Annotated in this window: 17 protein-coding genes and 2 tRNA genes; 4 read left to right on the top strand and 15 right to left on the bottom strand. The window is 61.4% G+C overall.

Annotated elements, in window-relative coordinates; translation table 11 throughout:
- Positions 1-686: 686 nt before the first annotated feature.
- From ltrA to VGM51_14855, 3 genes are all read right to left on the bottom strand, one after another.
- Entirely contained in the window at positions 687-2,213 is a 1,527-nt protein-coding gene (ltrA, locus tag VGM51_14865; GenBank protein HEY3414317.1) for a group II intron reverse transcriptase/maturase, read from the bottom strand.
- A gap of 23 nt (positions 2,214-2,236) precedes the next feature.
- A complete protein-coding gene (locus tag VGM51_14860; protein ID HEY3414316.1) occupies positions 2,237-3,523 on the bottom strand; it encodes a hypothetical protein in 1,287 nt (428 codons plus the stop codon).
- Between the two features lie 271 nt (positions 3,524-3,794).
- Positions 3,795-5,318, bottom strand: coding sequence for a recombinase family protein (locus VGM51_14855; protein ID HEY3414315.1), 1,524 nt, complete (start codon positions 5,316-5,318; stop codon positions 3,795-3,797).
- A 187-nt stretch (positions 5,319-5,505) separates the two neighbouring features.
- Here VGM51_14855 and VGM51_14850 point away from each other — a divergent pair, with 187 nt between their 5' ends.
- The 3 genes from VGM51_14850 to VGM51_14840 all read left to right on the top strand — a co-directional run bounded on the left by VGM51_14850 (position 5,506) and on the right by VGM51_14840 (position 11,431).
- Positions 5,506-8,103, top strand: a complete 2,598-nt coding sequence (locus VGM51_14850; protein HEY3414314.1) for an alkaline phosphatase family protein — start codon at positions 5,506-5,508, stop codon at positions 8,101-8,103.
- 160 nt (positions 8,104-8,263) lie between these two features.
- Complete coding sequence (locus VGM51_14845; GenBank protein ID HEY3414313.1) at positions 8,264-9,004, top strand: HAD-IA family hydrolase; 741 nt, start codon at positions 8,264-8,266, stop codon at positions 9,002-9,004.
- 102 nt (positions 9,005-9,106) lie between these two features.
- Entirely contained in the window at positions 9,107-11,431 is a 2,325-nt protein-coding gene (locus VGM51_14840) for a hypothetical protein (GenBank protein HEY3414312.1), read from the top strand.
- Positions 11,432-11,652: 221 nt separating this feature from the next.
- Here VGM51_14840 and VGM51_14835 read toward each other — a convergent pair whose 3' ends face one another.
- The 7 genes from VGM51_14835 to VGM51_14805 all read right to left on the bottom strand — a co-directional run bounded on the left by VGM51_14835 (position 11,653) and on the right by VGM51_14805 (position 17,276).
- Positions 11,653-12,648 carry an aldo/keto reductase gene (locus VGM51_14835; protein ID HEY3414311.1) on the bottom strand — a complete coding sequence of 332 codons (996 nt, stop codon included), beginning with the start codon at positions 12,646-12,648 and terminating at the stop codon, positions 11,653-11,655.
- Between the two features lie 10 nt (positions 12,649-12,658).
- Positions 12,659-13,000 (bottom strand): hypothetical protein, encoded by a 342-nt coding sequence (locus tag VGM51_14830; GenBank protein HEY3414310.1) that lies wholly within the window; start codon positions 12,998-13,000, stop codon positions 12,659-12,661.
- Positions 12,997-14,826, bottom strand: coding sequence for a 4Fe-4S binding protein (locus VGM51_14825; GenBank protein ID HEY3414309.1), 1,830 nt, complete (start codon positions 14,824-14,826; stop codon positions 12,997-12,999). Before VGM51_14825 ends, VGM51_14830 begins: the two co-directional genes overlap by 4 nt.
- A gap of 96 nt (positions 14,827-14,922) precedes the next feature.
- Complete coding sequence (locus VGM51_14820) at positions 14,923-15,939, bottom strand: DUF362 domain-containing protein (protein HEY3414308.1); 1,017 nt, start codon at positions 15,937-15,939, stop codon at positions 14,923-14,925.
- A 31-nt stretch (positions 15,940-15,970) separates the two neighbouring features.
- The gene (locus tag VGM51_14815; GenBank protein ID HEY3414307.1) at positions 15,971-16,876 is read right to left on the bottom strand and encodes a DUF6599 family protein; all 906 of its coding nucleotides are present in this window, start codon (positions 16,874-16,876) and stop codon (positions 15,971-15,973) included.
- 167 nt (positions 16,877-17,043) lie between these two features.
- A tRNA-Glu gene (locus VGM51_14810) sits at positions 17,044-17,119 on the bottom strand.
- An 82-nt stretch (positions 17,120-17,201) separates the two neighbouring features.
- A tRNA-Arg gene (locus VGM51_14805) sits at positions 17,202-17,276 on the bottom strand.
- Positions 17,277-17,505: 229 nt separating this feature from the next.
- Between VGM51_14805 and VGM51_14800 the strand changes: the two genes are divergently transcribed.
- Complete coding sequence (locus VGM51_14800; GenBank protein HEY3414306.1) at positions 17,506-17,919, top strand: hypothetical protein; 414 nt, start codon at positions 17,506-17,508, stop codon at positions 17,917-17,919.
- Positions 17,920-18,010: 91 nt separating this feature from the next.
- On the opposite strand, the gene VGM51_14795 is transcribed toward VGM51_14800, so the two are convergent.
- From VGM51_14795 to rplK, 5 genes are all read right to left on the bottom strand, one after another.
- On the bottom strand, positions 18,011-19,252 hold the full coding sequence (locus VGM51_14795; protein ID HEY3414305.1) for an ammonium transporter: 1,242 nt from the start codon (positions 19,250-19,252) through the stop codon (positions 18,011-18,013).
- Between the two features lie 245 nt (positions 19,253-19,497).
- Positions 19,498-19,872, bottom strand: coding sequence for a 50S ribosomal protein L7/L12 (gene rplL, locus VGM51_14790; protein HEY3414304.1), 375 nt, complete (start codon positions 19,870-19,872; stop codon positions 19,498-19,500).
- A gap of 87 nt (positions 19,873-19,959) precedes the next feature.
- On the bottom strand, positions 19,960-20,487 hold the full coding sequence (gene rplJ / locus VGM51_14785; GenBank protein HEY3414303.1) for a 50S ribosomal protein L10: 528 nt from the start codon (positions 20,485-20,487) through the stop codon (positions 19,960-19,962).
- Positions 20,488-20,757: 270 nt separating this feature from the next.
- Positions 20,758-21,474, bottom strand: coding sequence for a 50S ribosomal protein L1 (gene rplA / locus VGM51_14780; GenBank protein HEY3414302.1), 717 nt, complete (start codon positions 21,472-21,474; stop codon positions 20,758-20,760).
- 1 nt (position 21,475) lies between these two features.
- Positions 21,476-21,904: a 50S ribosomal protein L11 gene (gene rplK, locus VGM51_14775; GenBank protein HEY3414301.1), complete on the bottom strand. Its 429-nt coding sequence runs from the start codon at positions 21,902-21,904 to the stop codon at positions 21,476-21,478.
- Between the last annotated feature and the right edge of the window lie 99 nt (positions 21,905-22,003).

The following is a 22,003-nucleotide window of genomic DNA, read 5'->3' as shown; positions in this document are numbered from 1 at the left end:
CGCGCGCGAGAACACACGGGGAAGAGATGTAGAAACCCAAGGCCGTCCGCAAGCGTGATTGAGGCCCGACCACACCGTGGGGTCCGACACCTACCTGATATTCACCGCGCACAGAATCAGCGCAGGGCAGGCGTCGCCATTGGGTCGGCGCGGCCTTGCGTCACCTACCACACAAGTATCTGAAGTTCCATCACCACCCGCACGGGCAGGGACAAAATGAAACGTAACTTGTTCTCGGCCGGCAACGTTGTCAGTCGGAGAAGGCATCCAGATTCGATCAGCATTTGCTTTGGGTAATCGTTGGCCCAGAGCGCGTTAATCGACTTATGAATCCCGAGACTATTATACTCGATGGGACCAGCAAATTTGGCGTGGCGTAGCGGTGGTGGGTGTTAATCTTGCACAATTCTGTGACATCAAGCTCTGGGAGCGCAAGATCGTCCAGGTAGCCGACGTGGAAGTCTGGCAATCATTGGAACGAAAACGTACGTTTGGTGCTCAGGTAGAGAGAAACGGTCACTTCAATCCACAGGGACTTAACTGTTCCGCCCAGGTGGAGGCGGTTGTGATGCACGGCGAGTTGCGCCCGCTCACGTTACCGGAAGCGAACGAAATCCCTTAGGTCGAGTGGGGGAGAAACGTTGCCGTCGCTCCCCCCTCAAGGAACCGTGCTTGACAGTTTCCCGTCACACGGCTCGAGCCTCTTGAACGCCCTTATGCGGACGCGGTTTCGCCACGAAGAGTCGACGGTCGTGAACCTCCCGGTGGCCGTCGGGATGAACCAGCACCCAATTGTTACTCCGGTTCGGTCCTCCCAGCACTCGGGGGACCAGATAGTGCAAGCGCCACCCGCGTTTTCGGGTGAACCGTTGCCCGCAGACGGGGCATAAGCCGTCCTGCTCGTTCCAGAGCCGCCAAAGTCTCCGCTTTCCCAGCGTGTCGTCTCCCAATTGAGCGCTCTCGCGCTCCTCGAAGTAGACTTCAAACGCCAGGTCGTTAGGATTCGCCTCAGCCTTGACCTTCAGGTGCCGTGTTATGCGCGTCGAGGAGGCGCGGCGTAGCCATTGGATTGTTGTGGTGCCGCCCTCATCGCGCTGTTCGCCGAAGAAGCGCCAGTTCGAGCCGCCGACGGTCCCGAAGTATTTCTCCTTGACCCAGCGGTGCCCCTTGTTGGGGTGGCGTTTCTTCGCCCACTGCCAGAGGGATCGGAAGATCGCGGTGTCCACACGAGAGAATATCTCCTTGCTCACGACGTGACGGTGGTAGTTCGCCCAACCCCGGATCAGCGGGTTGAGTTGGGAGACCAGAGCGTACGCCGTGGCCGATCGATTCGCTTTGACGATCCTGCGGATCTTAGTGAGAAACGTCTGTACGTTCTTCCGGCACGGCTTGATCAGCAGTTTGCCGTTGTACTTGCGGACGTTCTGTCCGAGGAAGTCGAAGCCGTCTTCTATGTGCGTGACGCTGGTCTTCTCAACTGAGAGTTCCAGCCCCCGCTCCCGCAGAAAGCTCTCCACGAGAGGGCGGACCTCATCCTCCAGCAGCTCCTTACTGCTACCGGTAATGATGAAGTCGTCCGCATACCGAACCAGATGAACCTTGGGCCGGATCACCCGCCCCGACTTGTACGGGAACGCCTGCGAAAGCAGCCGCTCCAATCCATCGAGGGCGAAGTTTGCCAGCACCGGCGAGATCACGCCGCCTTGCGGCGTTCCCTCCTCAGTTTCGTAGAAGACCCCTTCTTCCATGTAGCCCGCCGCCAGCCACTTGCGCAAGATGGCCTTGTCCATCGGGACATTGGCCAACAGCCACTCGTGGCTGATCCGGTCGAAACAGCTTCGAATGTCGCCTTCCAGCACCCACTGCGCAAACGACTTACGGCACAGCGTCTTGAAACACTGTTCGATAGCGTCCGCGCAGGACCGCTCCTTCCGAAACCCGTATGAGTTCGGATCGGCGGTCACCTCCGCCACGGGATCGAGCGCGAGCAGGTAGAGTGCCTGCATGGCTCTGTCCCGCATCGTCGGGATTCCCAGAGGGCGTTTCTTCCCGTTTTCCTTTGGGATATACACGCGCCGCAGCGGTTGGGAACTGTAGCCCCTTTGCCTGAGCGCGGATATTGCCCCTGCTTTCCGTTCCGGCGTTTTCCAGAGGATCTGGTCCACGCCGGGGGTGTTCTTACCGTCGTTATTCGTCACCCGTTTCACGGCCAAAGCTTTGGCCGAAAACGAGTGGGTCAGCAGATATCGGAAAAGCTCTCGTTGAGCGCGCCGGAGTCGCCCCAATTTGCGAGGCTGTTCAAGTTGCCGGCTGTGTCCCAGCGATAGTACGACACGGCGTGGGAGGCCTCGTGTCCTACCATGTCCGGAACCACATTTCCCATGCAGTATTCAGTTCGACCCGGGAAGAACCAAGCACCGGCGCCATTTCGGCATTCTCCTGGAAACCCAGTTTCGTGAAACGCAAAGCTCGCGATGTAGTTGAAAGGGAAATCAGTACCATCCCCTGCTCCACCCTTGCCGTTTGGGCCATTGCGTCCGGTCTCCTCGACGTACATCTGATTCAGACCGCCAATCAAGTCATACAAAATGTCCACATCCGTTGCGCCGTTATTACCCGGGACGGGATTCTGACCGCGAGCCGGAGCGCCTTCGCGCCTTCCGAACGTGTATCCGAGATATCGTGGAATGACCTTCTCCGACCAACACGCATTCGGATCTGTTAGGTAGTAGATGGAGCAGTCGTAGATCTTGCGGTAGGAATCCTGCCGCGAGTTGGAGAGCTGGAACACCAGCGCACCGTCACCGTGAGCGTCCAAGAAGGGGTTCTCGTCGGCGATCGGCGGGCACTCCTCGCACGCGGAGCGCTTGCCGACGATGCGTACCTCCCAGACCAAGTAGGCCGTGCTGTCCGCGTCGTTGCGAATAAAGCCCGGGCAGAACACATACGGCTTTACGGAAACGACAGACGGAGTTGATAGCGGGAACTGTGCTTGAAATGCCGTCAACGCATGTGCGCTCGCCTCGTCGCGAGTCACGGTAGCCAGTGTGCTCACGGTGAGGTCCGGCATCACGCTCGCGCTCACACTGCTCACCTTTCCGTCGCCGGTCAGGTGCACGACCGCCTGCGACGCATACACCGGCACACCTCCGTGGACCTGGTTGAACGCCACGTGAACCATCCCGAGGTCGTCAGCCGCCGGAGGAACGGGAATCAGAGATTGCAGCGGGTCTTTCAGGGCAAAGACCGCCCCGTGCTCCGCGAGGAAGGCGCTGCTCACTTTGGTCGCATCGAACCCGGCCGGAAGCGGCGGCACGGGGAGGGGGGTGGTCGGTGACACGCGGGAAGCGAGGGCTTTCTGGTAGACCGCATCGGCCCGCGCCTCGGGTGCTGCGGTGTTCTTCAGGAAGACGGCTCGACCGCTCCTGAGGTCGTAATTCACGGCAACCGCCCCCGCGAGACAACCCGCTCCCCCGCCGGCGTCCCGGCTGCTTTCGCGGGATGGATAGAGAGGCAGAAGCATACCGCCAGGGCCGTCAGCAAACGGTGGTGCGATTTCACGGGCAGAACCTCCCAACGATGGATGCGGGCGTGGTCACGAAGACAGCGCGTCTGTCTGCCACCATCATATCACAATGCGAGGAGGCAAAAGGCACCGCAGCGGATTTGCGTCTGTTCCCAGCAAGCATGATCACAATGCCCCTCACGGTTCATGCCCGCGTGGCGGTGAGAACGGCCGACTGGACTGAAGGGAGAGTCAACCTCGTTCGCTGCGGCGATGCCGATACCGATAATTAAGTGACCTTTCTTATGAACTCTCGCCGTGACCGCCGCGTTTCCAGCCGACGCGGCGGCAAATGGTAAGGCTGCAACTCCACACGATCCGGGTACACCAGTACTTTCTCGATCAGCAAGCGTAGGATTTCACGCTTCTGTTCAAATTCCAGGTGCTCCCACGCTACCGGCAGATCACGCCATACTGCGTCAACCTCTGCAAGATCGATTTCCAGTCTCTCTTCAGCCCCGAGCGCAGCCTCGATCTCCTCGAACCGTTTGGAGGCTTTCACTTTGTCCTTTAGGAGCGCCGCGTTGCGGAGGCGAAACTGCGATTCGTCGATCGCGCCGTCGTCCAGGAGTCGCGCCCAGCTTTCGAACCGGTGATCGAACTCGGAGAGTTGGGACGAGAGGCGCTGAGCCTCGTCCCTGAGCGGGCCAGATTCAGTCGCCAATCGCTCCTTCGCAGCCTTCAGCGCCATCTCTCTCACGTTCTCGCCCTTTGCTAGCGCTAGAAGGTCCGATATCACCGCGAGCTCCAAGGTATCGCCACGGTGGTAGACGCCCGGACAATGTCTTGGACCCGAAAACTCGTTTCGCGAATGCCGGAAGCCGACGAATGATACATCGCCCTGTCTGTTCGAATAGTTGCATTTCTGGGCGGCGAGGAGGCGGTCACAGGTTCCGCAACGCACCAGGCCCGAGAGAAGGTGAGGGGATGCCTTCAACCGTGGAGACTGAAGCTTTCTGGCGGTAGACACTGCTGCCGTCGCGTCCCAGGTATCCTGATCAATGAGCGGTTCGTGGATGCCATCCACCAGCCGATCGCCGGCTACGACTTTCCCGACGTACACGGGATTCTGCAGCATTTCCCAAATCTTGTTTTGGATCCACTGGCCCGAATTTGGCTTAGCCGACTCGCGTTTGACCCCCTGGTTATTCAAGTACCGTGCGATCTTGCTCGTGCCCCACTTGTCCTCACTGAACCACCTGAAGATACTTCGAACTAGCTCCGCTTGTTCAGGAATCGGCTCTATTGTTCCTCCTAGCACGTAGGTGTAGCCGTAAGGAGGGTTCCACTTAGGTCCATTCCATTTTCCCGACTCGGCCCGTCGCAGTAAGCCATCCTTGACGTTCTCGGCAATCATCTCCCGCGTGAGTTGGGCGAAGACAGCCGCGACACCAAGCATAGCACGGCCCATTGCGGTCGTCGTATCGAAGCCTTCTGTGATGCTGGCGAAGGCGATGTCACGCCTCTGTAGCTCGTCAAGAAAATCATAGATGTCGCGGACGTTTCGAGAAAGGCGGTCCAGACGGTACACGACGACAACATCGACCTCACCTATCTTAACGGCGGCGTCAAGTGCCTGGAATCCGGGGCGATTGGTATTTTTGCCTGAAGCCACGTCCTTACGCACCCAGGAGACCTGCCATCCTTTCGCCTTGGCATAATCCCGGGCGCGCTGCTCCTGATTGCCCAGGCTGTAGTGGTCGTCCGTGGACTGTTCATCCGTCGAAACGCGACAATATACGTAGACTCGCATAGTGATGCCCCCAAGAAGTCGCCTAAGCAGTATTTGTATCTAGAACCATTATAGCGGTGTCAAAGGGTAGGAAGCCGGGATCCAAAATCCGACTCCGAAGCCACACTACAATGACCAAGGTGGATTACTGGCCGGACGGTTTCCGTGCGGCGATGTCAGCTTCATTGAGTGGTTGAGGAGAGAGACGATGATTCGAGTGAACGCGCTAACGCTGGCGTTATACCTTGCCGGACTCCCCGCACTTGCCGCGCCGTCGGTCCGAAACACTGTCGGCGAACGTAAAGGCGAATCAGCCCTTGTGCCGAGCAACCAGGTGGTTACGCCCCTGGGAACCGTCCGGCGAGTGAACGGAGCGCGTCCCAAGGACGTCGCGGTGTCGCCGAACGGCAAGGTTGTGGCGGTCCTGACGCAGAACGCTGTACTGTTGTACACGCCCCTCGGACAACTGACGAGCACCGTACCGCTCAGCACGGGACCTCTGGGCCTGGCCTGGGCGCCGAATAGCGCTTCGCTGTACGCGACCGGCGACGAGGGCCAGGTAAACCGCATTTCCATCGAGAAGGGCGCTTGGAAGAAGACGGGCACGTTCAAGCTGGCGGAGGTGGTTGAGGCGCCGGTCTCCGGCTCGCCGGGGGCACGGACCAATTCGCCCAACGGGACCGATCTCGTTCCGTTGCCGGCGCCGACGGGTAACCCGCAGGTTACCGGCCTCGCCCTCTCCCCGGACGGCAAGCGTCTGTATGCTGCACTCGGCATCCGGAATGCTCTCCTGGTCGTGAATACTTCCACGTGGAAGACGATCGCGAAGATTCCCGTGGGCGTTGCCCCGTACCGGATCGCGCTCTCGCCGAACGGACGGACGCTGTTGGTCGCGAATCGTGGCGGCCGCGCGGCCCGCTCCAATGAGCCATCCGCGCCGTCCGCCCAGACCCAGGTCCGGGTTGACCCCACCACGGACTCCGCCTTGGGTGGCAGCCTTACGTTCATCGACACACACACGCTCAAGGCCACGAGTGTGGATGCCGGCCGACAGCCATCGGCCGCCGTGTTCACCAGAGATGGAAGCAAGGCGTACGTCGCGAATTCGGACGGCGACTCGATCTCGATCGTAGACATCCGGCTCCGGCGAATCGCCGGAACGATCTCCATGCGGCAACCCGAAGATCCCGGGTTCGGACAGATGCCCACCAGCCTTGCGCTTTCCGCGGATGGCAATTCCCTCTATGTGGCGTGTGGCGGCGCCAATGCCGTGGCCATCGTCTCCACAGCCACCAGGAGTATCACCGGATACCTTCCTACTGGGTGGTTCCCGATCGCGCTGGGGGAACATGGGGGACGCCTGTTCGTCGCCAGCACGAAGGGGTTCGGTTCACGACTCGCCAGCCCGGTGGGAGGCTACAACGTCCATAGCACCGTAGGGACCGTTCAGTTTATCGCGCGCTCCGATTGGCGGGACCTTGCACTGCAGACGCGCAAGGTGGCCGAGAACAACCGCTGGGGTAGATTCGAATTGCCGGCCCGAAAGGGGATCAAGCCACGCCCCGTCCCGGAACGTGTCGGTGAGCCCTCGGTCTTCAAGCACGTGGTTTACATCATCAAAGAGAACCACACCTACGACCTGGACCTCGGCGACATGCCGGAGGGTAATGGCGATAAAGCGCTCTGTCTCTTCCCGGAAAGGACCACCCCGAACGAACACGCCATCGCCCGCCAGTTCGTCCTGCTGGACAACACGTACACGAGCGGCACCAACTCCGCCGACGGCCATCAGTGGACCGGATCGGCGGTCGCCAACGCTTACATGGAGCAGAACTACTCCGCGTATGCCCGGAGCTATCCGTACGATGGCGGCGATCCCCTGGCCTACTCGCCGGCGGGGTTCCTCTGGACCTCGGCAGTGAAGAAGCATCGCAGCGTACGCGTTTACGGCGAGTTCGTGAACAAGCCTCGCGTTGTGGACCCCTCCACCGGAAAGGAGCCGACGTTCCGCCAGTTCTACGCAGACTACAAGGCCGGCGGAAACCGGTACAAGGTCACCGCGGACACGGACAATGCCGCCCTCAAGCCGCTGCTCCATCCGAAGTACATCGGGTGGCCGGTCATTCCGCCGGACCAGTGGAGGGCCGACCTCTACCTGAAGGACCTGTCCGGTTGGCAGGCCACAGGCAAGATGCCGGACTTGTCCATCCTGCTGCTGCCGTGCAACCACACCAACGGCACGGACCCCGGCTACCCCACGCCCCGCGCCTCGGTGGCGGACAACGACCTTGCGCTCGGCCGAATCGTGGAGGGCATCAGCAAGTCCCGCTTCTGGAAGGACACGCTGATACTCGTGATCGAGGACGATTCGCAGTTCGGTCTTGACCATGTGGACGGGCATCGCACCGTGGCATTCTGCGCGTCGGCATATACCAGGCGCGGCAAAGTGGTGAGCGAAGTGTACAACCACACCTCGCTGATCCGGACGATGGGCCTCGTGCTGGGTCTGCCCGCGATGAACCGGTTTGACCGGACCGCCACCCCGATGTCCGCCTGCTTCACGGCGAAGCCGGAATACAGTCCGTATACCGCCGTCCCGACCAACGTCCCGATCGACGAGATGAACCCGTCCACCACAGCGCTCAACGGTGAGGCCCGGAGGCTGGCTCTTGCGTCGCACAAGCTGGACTGGTCCGGGGTGGATCGCGCCGATGCCACGATCGTCGCCCGCGCAGTCTGGCATTCGCTGCGACCTGACGAGCCGTTCCCGTGGGCGAAATTCCATCCGAACGTGGACGAGGATTGAACTCCACCCGGCGAATGAATTCGCGGGCAACATGAGCACAAAGTCGCCCTTCGGCGATTCCGATACAGTGCCCGGACGGGCACTTTGTGCGTTTGTAGCCGTGACTTCAGTCGCAGGGGTTTCTTGCCTGCCCCATGCCCTAACGCCACACAATTGGAGCGTGAAAACCTTTATCTTTGATGTGGATGGCGTGCTGGTGGACTCTCCGCACGAGCAGGCCTGGGGCGAGACCCTGAAGACCCTCGTGGAGACGGACTGGGCGGAGGAGGGGGCCGCCTCGGCCTATCATCCGGAGGATTACACCTCTGGCTTCTACCAGTTCGTGGTCGCCGGCAAGCCCCGCAATGACGGCGCGCGCGCGATGCTGGCCGCGTTCGGGCTTCCGATGGACGATGCGCACGTCGCGCTGCTGTGCCGGCGCAAACAGGCGATGATAGCAGATCTCATCGATCGCGGCGAGTTCCGAGCTTACGCCGATGCGGTGGGGTTCCTTCTGCGCGTGATGGAGGCCGGCGGCAAGGTCGCCGCGGCCTCCTCTTCGAAGAATGCCAACGCGATGATGGCGCGCGTCCACGTGGAGCCATACCTCCACGGCCGCCCGCTGGACGGTGTGACCTGCGAGACCACGCTGTTGGACGTCCTCGCCGCCAACGTGAGCGGTCGCGACATCCATCCGGGCAAACCGCACCCGAAGCTGTTCCTGACCGCCGCCGAGGAAGCCGGCGCGGACCCGGCCGACTGCGTCGTCATCGAGGACGCGCCCAGCGGTGTGAAGGCAGCGAAAGCAGGAGGCATGAAAGCGATCGGCCTCGCCCGCCACAACGATGAAGAACTCCTCAAAGCCGCCGGCGCCGACCTTGTGGTCACAACACTGGGTGCATTGAACCCAAACGACATCTGAACCACGGAGGACACTGAGTACACGGAGGTACACAGAGGAATTGCATTTCTCTCACTCCGTGCTCCTCTGTGTCCTCCTTTCCTCTGTGGTAGATTAGAACCTATGGATTACGAATTCGACGGTTGGCGGCTTCGTGAGACGGAATGGAAGCCCGAAGAAGAGACCTCCCGCGCCACGGTTTTTGCGCTGGCGAATGGTTACATGGGCAGCCGCGGCGCGTTCGAGGAGGCCGATCCCACGGTGCCCGGCATAGTGGGCAACTATATCAACGGCATCTACGACACGCCGAAGGGCAAGCTGACCGAGCGCGAGATCGTCAACATCCCTGACTGGCACTACATCACGATGGACGTGGACGGCGAACGGTTCGATATGACGACCGGCGAGGTGCTGGACTACTGGCGCGAGTTGGACATGCGTGAAGGCATCCTCCGCCGCCACGTCCGCTGGAAAAGCCCCGCCGGCAAGGTTGTCACCATCGACACCGAACGCTTCCTGAGCACGGTCACGCCGAACGTGGCGGGACTGATGTACTTCATCACGGTGGAGCAGAGTTGTGACGTTAAGGTCACCTCGGAAATCCGTGCTGATGTCAACAATCGGTGGGCCGATCACACAGCTCGCTTCATTCCCAGCGCCTATCTGAACGGCCTGTCCGCCTCTATCGAGACGACCGATCCCGGATACGAGATCGCGGTGGCCACATCGCTTTGGGCGCGGAAAGCCATCCGTTCACGAGCAAAACACCAGCGGATGAGTGCCCAAAGGACGATTGTCGCGTGTCTGCGCCCTGAGCGGACACTTGGCCTCGAGATCATGGCAGCATTTGCGGACAGCCGTTTCACCGTGGGACGCCCACTCCACGGCGCGCGCGAGATGGCCACGTGGGCGAGGGAGCAGGGCTACGACGACCTGAAAGCAGAGCACGTAGCGCGTTGGGCCGAACTCTGGGACAACTCCGATGTGGTCATTGAGGGTGACGATGAGGCGCAGTTGGGCATCCGGTTCTCCGTTTTCCATCTGCTGGCGGCGTCGCCGTGGTGGAGCGACCGCGTGAGCATTCCCGCCCGCGGGCTCCAGGGGCAGGACTACTATGGCAGCATCTTCTGGGACTGCGAGATCTTCTGCCTGCCGATGCTGATGGCGTCCCAACCCGCGCCCGTGCGGAACGCGCTGGGCTACCGCTACCACACGCTCAACGGCGCGCGCCGCAAGGCCAACAACTACGGCTTCGACGGCGCGTTCTACGCGTGGCAGAGCCAGGAGACCGGCGACGACCAGTGCGCCCTGTACGTCTTCACTAACCCGTTCACGGGCCGCCCCATGCGCGCTCCGTTCTCCGACCAGCAGATCCACATCAGCGCGGACATCGTCTACGCCCTCTGGCAGTACTACCTTGCGACCGGCGACCTGGATTTCATCCGCGAGCGCGGTCTGGAGATCGCCGTGGAGGTCGCCAACTTCTTCGCCAGCCGCGCCGAGAGGGACCCGGACGGCTCGTACCATCTGCGCGGCGTCCTCGGCCCGGACGAGTACCACGAAGCCGTCGATGACGACGCCTACACCAACGCCCTAGCCCGCTTCGCGCTGGACGTGGCGATCAAGTTCGCGGAGCTCCTTCCGCCCTCAACCCCAGCCCCTCTCCCCGGGGGAGTGGGGAGACAATCCCCCCTCTCCCCCGGGGAGAGGGGGTTAGGGGGTGAGGGGGATCTCTGGCGCACCATCCGCGACGCTCTCTACATCCCACAGCCCGACGTTGATGGCGTCATCGAGCAGTTCGCCGGCTATTTCGGGCTTGAAGACTGCGCGGTGGACGTAGCCCGCGCGCGGCTGGCGCACCCCGACCTCCATCCCGGCGGCCCGCTGGGACCGTTCCAGAGCACGCAGATCATCAAACAGGCCGACGTTGTGATGATGCTCTACCTGCTGCGCGACCAGTTCAGCGAGGAGGTCAAGCGCGCCAACTGGGAGTACTACGAGAAGCGCACGGCCCACGATTCCAGCCTGAGCGCGATGGCCTATTCGCTGGTCGCCGCCGAACTGGGGATGATGGACTGGGCGTACGAGTACTTCATCCGCACGTCGCACGTGGACCTGGATTCCTACGGCCCGCACTGGAACCTCGGCATCCACGCCGCGGGCCTCGGGGGAGCGTGGCAGGCGCTGGTCCACGGCTTCTGCCGCATCGAGCGGGGCCTGGACGCTCTGGTCATCCGCGATTTCCCGAAACTGCCGGAGCAGTGGACGGAAGTCCGATTCCAGTTCATCCACCTGGGCCAGCGCTTCGCACTCACCGTGCGCCACGAAGCGATGGAGATAAAGCACCTCGGCGGCATCCAGCGAAGGAATGCGGAACCGTTTGCGATCACCTTCCGGGATGAACGCACAGAGCATGCGACGAAAAGCACTGTCACCCTCGCAAGGTGATTGCTGATAGCCAGGCATCCTGAGCGCAGCGAAGGATCTCAACGTTATGTTGAGATCCTTCGCTGCGCTCAGGATGACGTGTATCGATGGCTAGCGTGTATTGCGTTGTCTTCGGCTCAGGCCAAAGTTTCGGTTCGACGCGGACCTTCAGGTCCAGCACGGAATCTGGGACGCCGGTGCGGGCCTAGCCGCATCCTGTTCCCCGATCCTGAATCCTGCCCTTAGACGTCGAAGAAGAAGCCGTCGGCGCGCGCGATTTTATCAGCGCCAGCTCCGATGTTCTCTTCGAACTGATCGAAGTTGCCCACGTTCGTCACGCAGCCCGCGAAGATCGGCTTCTTGTCCTTGCCCTTCAGCGTCAGCACGTGGCGATACAGTGCGCGCCCGACCTTGCCGGATGCCTTGAGCTGCGCCTGATACGCGGTGTCGGCCCGCATCTTGACGGCGCCGCCCATCACTTTCATGGCGACGACGCCAATGCCGGCCTTGCGTGCTTTCTCGAGGACGTCAACGGTCGCCTGTGGCGCTCCGTACGTGAAGAACATCTGGATCGTGTCGATAACGCCATCGTCGATTTGAGCGCTGATGATCTCGGGATAGGGAAGGTAGTCGTGCTGGCTCACGCCGAAGTATCGGACCTTGCCTTCCTTCTTGAGGCGCTGGAATGCCCGGTAGGTCCCGCGCTGGTCCTTCATCGACTGCACGCTGCGCCACCCGAAGTGTGCCTTGAATACGTCGTAATACTTCAGCCCGTTCTGTTTCAGCGATTCGTTCACCTGGCGGTATGCGCCTTCTTCATCGTCCGGGTTCCGCGGCGTCGAATCAACCGTTATGTCCGTGTAGTACGATTCGCGCGGCAGTTTGGCGAACTCCGGCGGCATCGTCTTCCAGTATCCCGCCTTGTGAACCATATTCAGTCCGGCCGCCAGCCCCGCCGCGTACAACTCGGGCCGCCAGTCCTGGCAGATGATGATAGGAGCAGTCTTGACGTCTTTCATGCGTCCACAGAACTGGCGTTTCGGCAGTTTTCCGATCCGGTCGGCCATGGTCTCCGCCGCTTCGGCCCGTTGTGAGGGCGAGAGCGCGAAGCCCTTGAACGCCGCGGCGAAGGCGCCGGCGCCGATGGTCGCGGTCGTCAGGATGCGCACGAAATCGCGCCGGTTCAGCGTTTTGAGGTCCTCAGTGTTCGGGGTGATGATCCGTTTGTCGTCTTCCATCAGATTCTCCTTAGAGGTTTGCCTGGGCGGCCGCTTCGATGCAAGCCGCGTATTCGGTAGATTCCAGAAGCGCGTCCAGACGCGCCATGAGTTCTGCCGGCGCGGTAGTCCGCACCGCGCCGATGGGTTCACCGGTCCGCGCATTCACCGCCGCCGGCCAACCCCCGTCCGTTCCCTGCTCGCTCTTAAATATGTGTGCCCAGTGGATCACCGGGCCGATTGGAGCATAGTCAGCGCTTTGCCCGGCTTCATCCACCAACTGGATCGCGTTCCGGACTACGGCGTCGGTCCAGAGTGTCTCCGCGTCATCCACGGGAAATAGCGCCCAGGCCCAACCTCGTGGCGCTGTCAAAGCGGGCCACCAGTAGAAGACGAAGGTCCACCGGGGCTCGCCGCATCCTGCCGCCGTTTGTATTCTTCCCTGGTCGCTTCGTATTCCGTATCCTTGCCGGCCGATTTTCGCGACTGCCAGTGCGGGCGAACGAACCCGTCGAGCGGACCTTCCTGCGCCGGTCGAAAATCGCGGTCCTCCTGCATGGTGTAGACAACGATAGAATGCTCCGGCAGAACGGGGCAGTGATACTCGCATATCCCGCACCCGGTGCACAACTTCTCATCGACTGTCGGAACGCGCTTCGTCTTGCCGCGGTTACCGGGATCGGTGATAGGCCGGGTATCGTCTTTGGCGAGGCCGTCGTCCATCTTGTCGCGGAACACGACCGCCGAATAGGGGCATACTTCCGCGCACACCACGCAATCGCGGCCCCCGTTCCAGGCGATGCAGGTGCTCTGGTTAACGTTCGCCAGGCCCAGCTTCAGCTTGAAGCGCTTGTCCTGCCAGCTGAAGGGCCGGATCGCGTGGGTGGGGCACACATCGCCGCAAGCGGTGCATTTCTCCGCGCACGGGCCGATTGCTGGGGTCAGAAGGGGCGTCCAGAAACCTTCAGGACCGGTCTCCAGGAGCGCGGGCTGCAGGCCGTTTGTCGGGCAGACCTTCATACACTCTGCGCATCGTGTGCATGCTGACAGGAACTGGCGTTCCGGCAGGGCGCCCGGCGGGCGGATGGCACGGTTGTTCTTGGCATAGCGCCGCATCTTGCCGAGGTAGTTGCCGGCATTTGCTCGCGCGGTGGCGCCCCACAGCATCCCAACGCCGATCGCGGCCAGCACACGACGCCGTCCCATATCGATGTCCGCCTGCGGCTCCGGCTTCACTGCGTCCGGCGACCGGCCCGGCATCCTGGCCTGAATCTGGATGACGTCCGGCGGGCAGATCGTCTCGCACCGGAAGCACTGAATGCACTCGCCGATATTGTGCTCGATAGGGTCCTGAACGCGCTTATCCAGATTCTCATACGCGCCCATCCGGCTCAGCCCCTCGCATTTCCGGCAGTGGATGCAGCCTTCCTTGCTCACGTAGTGACGCAGGACGGCGAAGCGGGAAAGCAGCGCGAGCAATGCGCCGTACGGACACAGATTGCGACACCAGAACCGTTCCTGGTACGCGGAGAGCCCGATGACGCCGATGAACATCAGCAGTGCCGGCCAGGCGTTGAAGAAGGCCAGGGGGACCAGCCGCCACGAATTCATATCCACGCCGGTTATCCGCGCCACAGCGCGAAGGATGCCCAGGTGGTCGCCCAGACCAATAGCCCCGTTCCATACATAGGCGAACGGGCAATAGAAGCAGAGCGCGAACGTGCGTGTAATGAGAGAAAGAGGGTCGCCGAACGTCAGCAGGTCAACGCCAAACACGATGGCGCCAAGGCCGATCAGCAGGTAAAGGTATTTCCAGTTGCGGTAGCGACGTGTCTCGGTTCGCTTCGGGTTGTAGAACAGGCGGCCCTTGCGAAACAGAAGTCGGTCCGCGATATCGATGGAGGTTCCGAGCGGACACAACCATCCGCAGAAGATGCGCCCGCCCCACAGTGTGAGGAGCAGGATCAGCAGTCCGGGCCCCAGGGCGTAGACGGCAACGTGGTGCGACGCTATGGCGTTCTTCAGCGTGTTCAGAAAGTCGAGAGACATGAAGAACCCGCGCGGCACGCTCGCTCGCTGCACGGACGGCTCCGTTGTGCCGAAGAACAGGAGTACGAACGCCGCGAACGTGATAACCTGCGTTGCGCGGCGGAGCGCTATGATCCAGCGCGCCCCGGCGTTCCCGGGTTCGCTGGCCATCTTCCGCTTATCCGCCTTCGAAAGGCCCGTCTTCTCTGGTGCCGCTTCTATCATATCCGCTTTGCCGCCGATTCCCCGCCATTTCCCGGCGTCCGCCTACGCGTTTGCGCCGGAGATCTCCTTGATCTTCAGCTTGTCCATGTCGATCTGGCCGCGGCCCATCTGCGCGGCGAGCATCAGGTGTTGAACCTGGTCCGGTGTGATCTGCTTGACCGTCAGAAACCGTGTGCAGTAAGCGTCCACGGCCACAGGGTCCACGCCCGCGACAACCTGGTTCGGGATGGTCACTTCGCCCGGACCCTTCGGCCCGCGCGTCTGCAGCACGCGCGTCGCATCCGCCAGGATGAGCGTCGGTCGCAATGCCATATTGAGTTCCGCGATGCAGGGGTGCAGGCCGTACCGGTGGTAGTCCTTCCGGTTCCAGATGTTTCCCATCAACTTCTTCATGGAGATGGTGATGGTCGCCGCCTCGTGGTCCTTCACGATCGGCATCACGATGAATGAATCGGCCTCCAGAATTTCGCGCGGGACCTTCTGCACGAGGCGGTTAGCGCGGTGAACGCAGTCGTACGGAGCCCCTTCGGAGGTCTTCGCGGGCACAAACGAAGCGACATCGACTTCGCGGTACATCCCCTCGTCGGTGGGGGAGAGGAGGGTCGCCTTCGTGCCCTTGACGGCCGCATTCGCGCCGCAAATGTCGAACGCCATCTGCCAGTCATCCAGGGTGTAGTCGATGCAGGTGATGCGTGATGCACCGGCGCGCTCACACATTTCCACTACTTTGCGCAGCACGTCGGGGTGCGTCGCGGCGGCCTGTTCCGGGGTCCGCATCCAGCCCATGTTCGGGCTCAGCGCGACGCGATCACCCTTCTTGACAAACCGCTCGATGCCGCCCATCTCGTTGATGGCGCGCTCCGTGATGGCGGCATAATCGGTGGGCGCGCCTTCAACCGCCACGATGTCCGCGCCGGCGGGCGCCGGCGCGGGCCGGAGACGCGGCTTTGCCGGAGCGCTTTCGTCCTGAAACGTGATACTGTAAAGCCCGCCCAGAACGGCCGCGCCGCCCGCGATCTCCAGGAACTTCCTGCGTGAGAGTTTGCCTTTATCCGCCATGGACTACCTGACTCCAAACCACCGCGCTGGGTTATCGCAGACCGGCGACAGCCTTCTTCACCAGCATTGTTGCGCCTTTAACGTCCTTCGCTCGCAGAATCCACACAACGTACTTTCCTTTGCGCGCAACGACCACGTTCTTGGCGAAGCGGTCGGACACGCTGAACGCCGCGTCGCCGATGCCTTTCACGGGGACGAGCCCCTTGCCGGCCTTCTCGTACGACCGATACGCATCGAATGAGGCTTTCGCGGCCGCCGGGCTGCCGCAATCGGAAATATACAGTTCGGCCCCGAACCCCTGTGATGGATACCGTGCGCCTACAGCGTTGTTGAGAAATGCCTGGCCCGAAACGTTTTTTCTCGTATACCGTTCGCTGTGTGGCTGGCGGCCACCAGGGAGGGCCTTCAAGAGGGCCGGAGGTCCGCCTGGGCCCGTGATCTTCGCCGCCGTCGCCTTGGCATAGGCCGTCTGGGCCGTCTGATTGCTCGGGAAAGCCGCGCCGCGACCGATGAGCGTCGTTCGGACCAAATATCGCCCTTTCCAGAAATTCAGACCGCTCTGGCCGATCTTGACGCCTTCGGAACCCAGCGCCGTGGCCTTGCCGCTGCTACGGTCGCTGCTGCTGAACAGGCCGTACGCGTTCAGCGGATCCCCCATGTCATAGACGTCGATTGTGATCGCCGGTTGCGCCGATTTGGCGGGTCCGTATTCCCCGTGAGCGCAGCCCCGGAATGAGTATGCCAGGATTGCGTCGCCTTCGCCGTCAACCAGGTCGAAAATGGTCTTGTTATTGAAAACCTTGACGCCGCCCATCTGCTTCCAGCCCTTGACGGTTGTACCGGAGGGGAGGACGGTTTGCGGGCCGGCGGCAAGGGAGCAAGCCGATGCGGCGAGGAGCAGGGCGCACGACATTACCGTTGCGCGAGTATGGAACATGACAATTGCCTCCAGGTTCGCCCCGAAATGTCAACCGTCGGGGCCTGTTCGTTAAGCGTGCGAGATAGGGTGAGAACGTTGCTGCATTTATGGTAGTTCAAACGGGGCGCGGGATGTAAGGAGCGTGACAAAACGAAGAAGCGGCGACCCGGGCGGGCCGCCGCGTATGGTAGGGCGTACGGGATTCGAACCCGTGATCTTCACTGTGAAAGAGTGACGAGTTAACCGCTACTCCAACGCCCCACGTATTAAACGATGAATGATGAATTCAGAACGATGAATCCGGGACTCCTCGTGCTTCGCTCATGATCCATCGTTTCCGCTCTGGTGCCCTCGGAGGGACTCGAACCCCCGCACCCGGCTTCGGAGGCCGGTACTCTATCCTCTGAGCTACGAGGGCGAACGCCTTACACAGTATACCACGCAACCTCGCGAAGGGCAAGAACGGGCGCCATTTAAGCAGGCATGGCCCTCCGTCCTTGCTCCTGAATGCCTCGCGCAGGCGCTCAACCCGAACGGCGCGCGCTCAGGTTGAAAAGACCCGTACCGGATATATCCATTCCGCGGAATAATTAGCTGAATCCGGTGAAATCGTGGCCACGTATCAGCCTGGCTGGGAGGTGACTCTGATGAGATATACTCTGTTCGCGTTGATGGCTCTCTTGTCGTTGACGGTGCTTCCGACCGTGGCGAAGGCGGCCGGCGTGTCCGGCAAATACTATCTCTACACGACGACTAACGGTGTCAGCAAGGTCCACAGGGACCTGTATCTCGACTTTCAGACGAATGGGCGTTGCGCCTCGCGAACTCTGAAAGCTGACGCGGGCGGCAGCAGGCGCTATAACACCGTCGTAGTATCGTATGAAGTGAGCGGCAATTACGTTGAGGTCGCGGGTGAGTTCGGCTTTGCCGCGTATGAGATTAAGGGCGATCGGCTCATCTCCGAGAGCGGCAGTTACGTGAAAGCATCCGTCGCCGATCAGAAGCCCGCTGCGAAGAGGCCCGCGCCAAAGCCCGCTCGGCACGTGGCACGGAAGAGGTAACACCTGCGGACGAACAAGGCGGCGTTTCGCCGCGTGTGCGCGCGTGTAGTCGTGGAGATTGTCCGCCTTGCGGAGGATGGCAATGGTAGGGTCACGAGGAGGACAGATCGTACGCCTCTTCGCCGTGCTGGCTCAGGTCCAATCCCAGTATTTCGTCTTCGCGCGTTACGCGAAGCCCCATAACCGCGTCCAGGATTTTCAACAGCACGAATGACACCACTACCGAATACACAACCACCGCCAGTACGCCGACTGCCTGCACGCCAAGCTGGCGCGCATTACCTTCCAGGAGTCCTGTCTTGCCCGCCTGGATAGCCGCCGAGGCGAAAACCCCCGTAGCGAGCGCCCCGATCGTCCCGCCAACGCCGTGGACCCCGAACGTGTCCAGCGAATCGTCGTAACCCAGCTTCGCTTTGGCCGCCACGGCGATATAGCATACGATACTGACGAGCAGCCCGATCGCGATTGCGGCCATCGGGCCAACGAATCCGGCCGCCGGTGTGATGCCAACCAGACCGGCAACCGCGCCGGAGGCCGCGCCGAGGGCGGTGCACTGCCTGCGACGCCAGCATTCTACGCCCATCCATCCCAGCGCCCCAGCGGCGGCCGATACGTGGGTAACCAGGATCGCATTGGCTGCCAGTCCATTGGCGCCCAGCGCGCTGCCGCCGTTGAACCCAAACCACCCAAACCAGAGGAGCCCGGTGCCAAGCAGTGTCAAGGTCATGTTGTGGGGCCGCATTTCCTCGCGCTGATAGCCGTGGCGATGCCCCATCACAATAGCCGCGACGAGCGCGGTAACTCCGCTACTGATGTGAACAACAGTCCCGCCCGCGAAATCCAGCGCGCCCATCTTGTTCAGCCAGCCACCCGACGCCCACACCCAGTGCGCCACGGGGTCATACACAAATGTCGCCCACAGGACCATGAAGACCAGAAATGTGCTGAACTTCTTGCGCTCCGCGAAAGCGCCGGTGATGAGCGCAGGCGTGATGACGGCGAACATCATCTGGTAGAGCATGAATGCCGTGTGCGGGATCGTGGAAGCGTACTTGGGGTCGGGCGCCATGCCCACGCCCCGAAGGCCCAGCCAGGACAGATCGCCGATCAAGCCCCCGTGATCAGGGCCGAAAGCAAGGCTGTAACCGATAACCACCCACTGTATCGAGATCACTGCCAGCGCGGCGAATGACTGCATGATCGTCGCCAACGCGTTCTTGCTGCGCACCATACCGGCGTAGAAGAACGCCAGACCTGGCGTCATCAGCATCACAAGCCCCGCGCACACCAGCACGAATGCGGTATCCCCGGCGCTGATTCCTGGATTGGTCATCTCCATCCCTTCCCACTCCGGGCGGCCGGGCGCCGCCCAGTTAACAGTGTAAGGGCCGCCGGTTTCGCCCCTGTTTCGGAGTTGTTGCCGGCGCGTAAACGATTTGTTTCTGGGATGTTTCGCACCGCCTGGAGATGACGGTGGGAAACGAAGGGGCTGAGAAACCAGAAAACTGGAAAGCGAGGGTACTGCCGGTTGCGGTAGTAACCTCGTTTCCCAGTTTCCCGGTTAGTGTTCCGTTACGATTACTTGAGTTCGACGCTGGCGCCCTGCTCTTCGAGGGCGGCCTTCATCTTGTCGGCTTCGTCCTTCTGGACGCCTTCCTTGATGGCCTTCGGCGCGTTGTCGACGAGTTCCTTGGCTTCTTTGAGGCCCAGGGCGGTCAGTTCGCGAACGACCTTGATGACCTGGATCTTCTGGCTGCCGACGCTTGTGAGTACGACGTCGAAGGTGGTCTTCTCTTCTTCAACCGGTGCGGCCTCGCCGGCGGGAGCGGCCATCATCATGGCGGCCGGGGCGGCGGCGGTGACGCCGAATTTCTCTTCGAACGCCTTCACCAACTCGCTCAACTGGAGAACGCTGATCTCTGCGATCGCGTCCAGAATCTGTTCGTTTGTCATAGCCATTTGTTAATTTTCCTTGCTAACTCTGTCAGGCGCCTATGGATGCGCCCATGTATGCGTTGGACACGATGCCCAACTGAATGCTTATGCGGTTGCGCCGGCCTGCTTTTCGGCGAAGGCCTGGAGCAACTGCGCCATCTTGGTGTTGAGGGCGTTGAGTCCTGCGGCCATCTGGCTCATCGGAGCCTGGAGGGTTCCAGCGAGCATTGAGAGGACGACCGGCTTCGGCGGGATCTTCGCAAGCGCTTTCACCTGGTCCGGTGTCAGGGTGTGACTTCCGACGGCGCCGCCCTTGATAGCGATGTGCGGATGGGTCTTGATAAACTCCGCCAACACCTTCGCGGGGCCGATGGGGTCGTCATACGCGAACGCAACGGCGGTGGGGCCGTGCAACACCGTGTCGTCGACCGCCGTGTTTGTATCCGCGGCAGCCATGCGAAACAGCGTGTTCTTCAGGACGTGGAGCTCGCCTCCGGCTTTGCGCATTTCGCGGCGCAGCACGGAGATCTGAGCCACCGTGAGACCGCGGTAGTCCATCACCACATAGGCGGATGTCCGTTTCAGGCGTTCTCTTGTTGCCTCGAGTACCTTGGCTTTCTGTTCTGTAGGTATTTAAATCACCTCCCCGTTTTTGGGATGTTGGACTTGGGATGCGGGTTTGAGTCCCGTATCCTCACGAAAATGGCCCCCGCCCTCGGAGCGAGGGCGGGGGCCGCAGACGACACGCGGAACCGCGTGATATCCCAGGCCATCCGTTTGCCCTCGGCGGGAGATTAAGCCCTGACGGGCTCCCGCTGTCTCCGGGGTGAGATGCCGTATGAAATTGTAACAGGGCCGCGAGTCAGTGGCCAGGAAACCCGCCGTCGGCTGGCATTCCTTAGGTTAGGCGATTTTCTTGCCTTCCGCCAACGTCTGGGCCTGCGCGATTTCCACCGGCACGCCGGGGCCCATAGTGCTGCTGAGCGTGACGTCTTTGAAATACCGACCCTTGGCCGCCGTTGGCCGAGCCTTGTGCAGGGCGACCATCAATGCCGCGAAATTGGCTTCGAGTTGTTCGACCGGAAAGGTTGCCTTTCCGATCGCCAGATGTATGATACCGGCCTTCTCGACGCGATACTCAACGCGCGAGGCGGACTTGATGTCCTTGACGATCTGGCCAACGTTTGGCGTAACGGTTCCGGCTTTTGGACTGGGCATGCGCGGTCCGAGGAGGCGGCCCAGTTGGCCGACGGATTTCATCATGTCCGGCGCGGCAACCAGGACGTCGAACTCACGCCACCCTTCCTGGATGCGTTTTACGAGGTCGTCGTCGCCTACTACGTCGGCTCCGGCTTCTTCTGCGGCCTTGGCGGCGTCACCCTTGGCGAATACTGCTACGCGGCGCTGTTTGCCCGTGCCGAAGGGGAGGGAAGTGGTGCCGCGGACCATCTGGTCGCCGTGGCGGGGATCGACACCCAGTTCAACGGCGACTTCAATGGTCTCCGCGAACTTGGCGGTGGCGTTCTTGCACACGAGTTCGAGCGCTTCGCGGAGCGGGTAATACTTGCCCTTCTCGACCGTCTTCATGAGGGCTGTGAATCGTTTTCCGTGTTTAGGCATTTCAGGCTCCTGTCACCGTAATGCCCATGCTGCGGGCGGTTCCCTCGATGACTTTGGCGGCGGCATCTTCATCGTTGGCATTGAGGTCCGGCATTTTCAGCCGAGCGATTTCGAGGACCTGGTCACGCGTGATGGAGCCGGCCTTGGTTTTCTTGTTGTCGCCGCTTCCCTTGTCCACGCCGGCGGCCTTTTTCAGGAGTTCCGCGGCGGGCGGGGTTTTTGTGATGAAGGAGAACGAGCGATCTTCGTAGACGGTGATTTCGACGGGGATGACGGTGCCGATCTGGGCGGCGGTTCGTTCGTTATAGGTCTTAACGAACTCCATGATGTTAATGCCGTACTGGCCCAGGGCGGGACCAACTGGCGGCGCAGGCGTTGCCTTGCCGGCCGGGCATTGTAATTTAATGACTCCCATAACCTTCTTGGCCATCGGGTGTCCTTTCTCGGCCTTTTTGGGGCCTTCCACGGTTGTTTGGTTCGCCGGTCCGCGTGGTCCGGATGCGGCGATGTCGGGCGTCGGGCACGGAGG

Source organism: Armatimonadota bacterium, from assembly GCA_036504095.1.
Taxonomy (GTDB): Bacteria; Armatimonadota; DTGP01; order JAKQQT01; family JAKQQT01; genus DASXUL01.
The sequence above is the reverse complement of the archived record's forward strand: the minus strand, read 5'-3'. Positions and strand labels throughout refer to the sequence as shown.

Excerpts from the sequence above, each read along its gene's own strand:
- VGM51_14855 (HEY3414315.1), bottom strand. The coding sequence starts at position 5,318 with ATGCGAGTCTACGTATATTGTCGCGTTTCGACGGATGAACAGTCCACG.
- VGM51_14825 (HEY3414309.1), bottom strand. The coding sequence starts at position 14,826 with ATGGCCAGCGAACCCGGGAACGCCGGGGCGCGCTGGATCATAGCGCTC.
- VGM51_14840 (HEY3414312.1), top strand. The coding sequence starts at position 9,107 with ATGGATTACGAATTCGACGGTTGGCGGCTTCGTGAGACGGAATGGAAG.
- VGM51_14835 (HEY3414311.1), bottom strand. The coding sequence starts at position 12,648 with ATGGAAGACGACAAACGGATCATCACCCCGAACACTGAGGACCTCAAA.
- VGM51_14850 (HEY3414314.1), top strand. The coding sequence starts at position 5,506 with ATGATTCGAGTGAACGCGCTAACGCTGGCGTTATACCTTGCCGGACTC.
- VGM51_14795 (HEY3414305.1), bottom strand. The coding sequence starts at position 19,252 with ATGACCAATCCAGGAATCAGCGCCGGGGATACCGCATTCGTGCTGGTG.
- rplA (HEY3414302.1), bottom strand. The coding sequence starts at position 21,474 with ATGCCTAAACACGGAAAACGATTCACAGCCCTCATGAAGACGGTCGAG.
- VGM51_14815 (HEY3414307.1), bottom strand. The coding sequence starts at position 16,876 with ATGTTCCATACTCGCGCAACGGTAATGTCGTGCGCCCTGCTCCTCGCC.
- VGM51_14800 (HEY3414306.1), top strand. The coding sequence starts at position 17,506 with ATGAGATATACTCTGTTCGCGTTGATGGCTCTCTTGTCGTTGACGGTG.
- VGM51_14820 (HEY3414308.1), bottom strand. The coding sequence starts at position 15,939 with ATGGCGGATAAAGGCAAACTCTCACGCAGGAAGTTCCTGGAGATCGCG.
- rplL (HEY3414304.1), bottom strand. The coding sequence starts at position 19,872 with ATGACAAACGAACAGATTCTGGACGCGATCGCAGAGATCAGCGTTCTC.
- VGM51_14860 (HEY3414316.1), bottom strand. The coding sequence starts at position 3,523 with ATGCTTCTGCCTCTCTATCCATCCCGCGAAAGCAGCCGGGACGCCGGC.
- rplK (HEY3414301.1), bottom strand. The coding sequence starts at position 21,904 with ATGGCCAAGAAGGTTATGGGAGTCATTAAATTACAATGCCCGGCCGGC.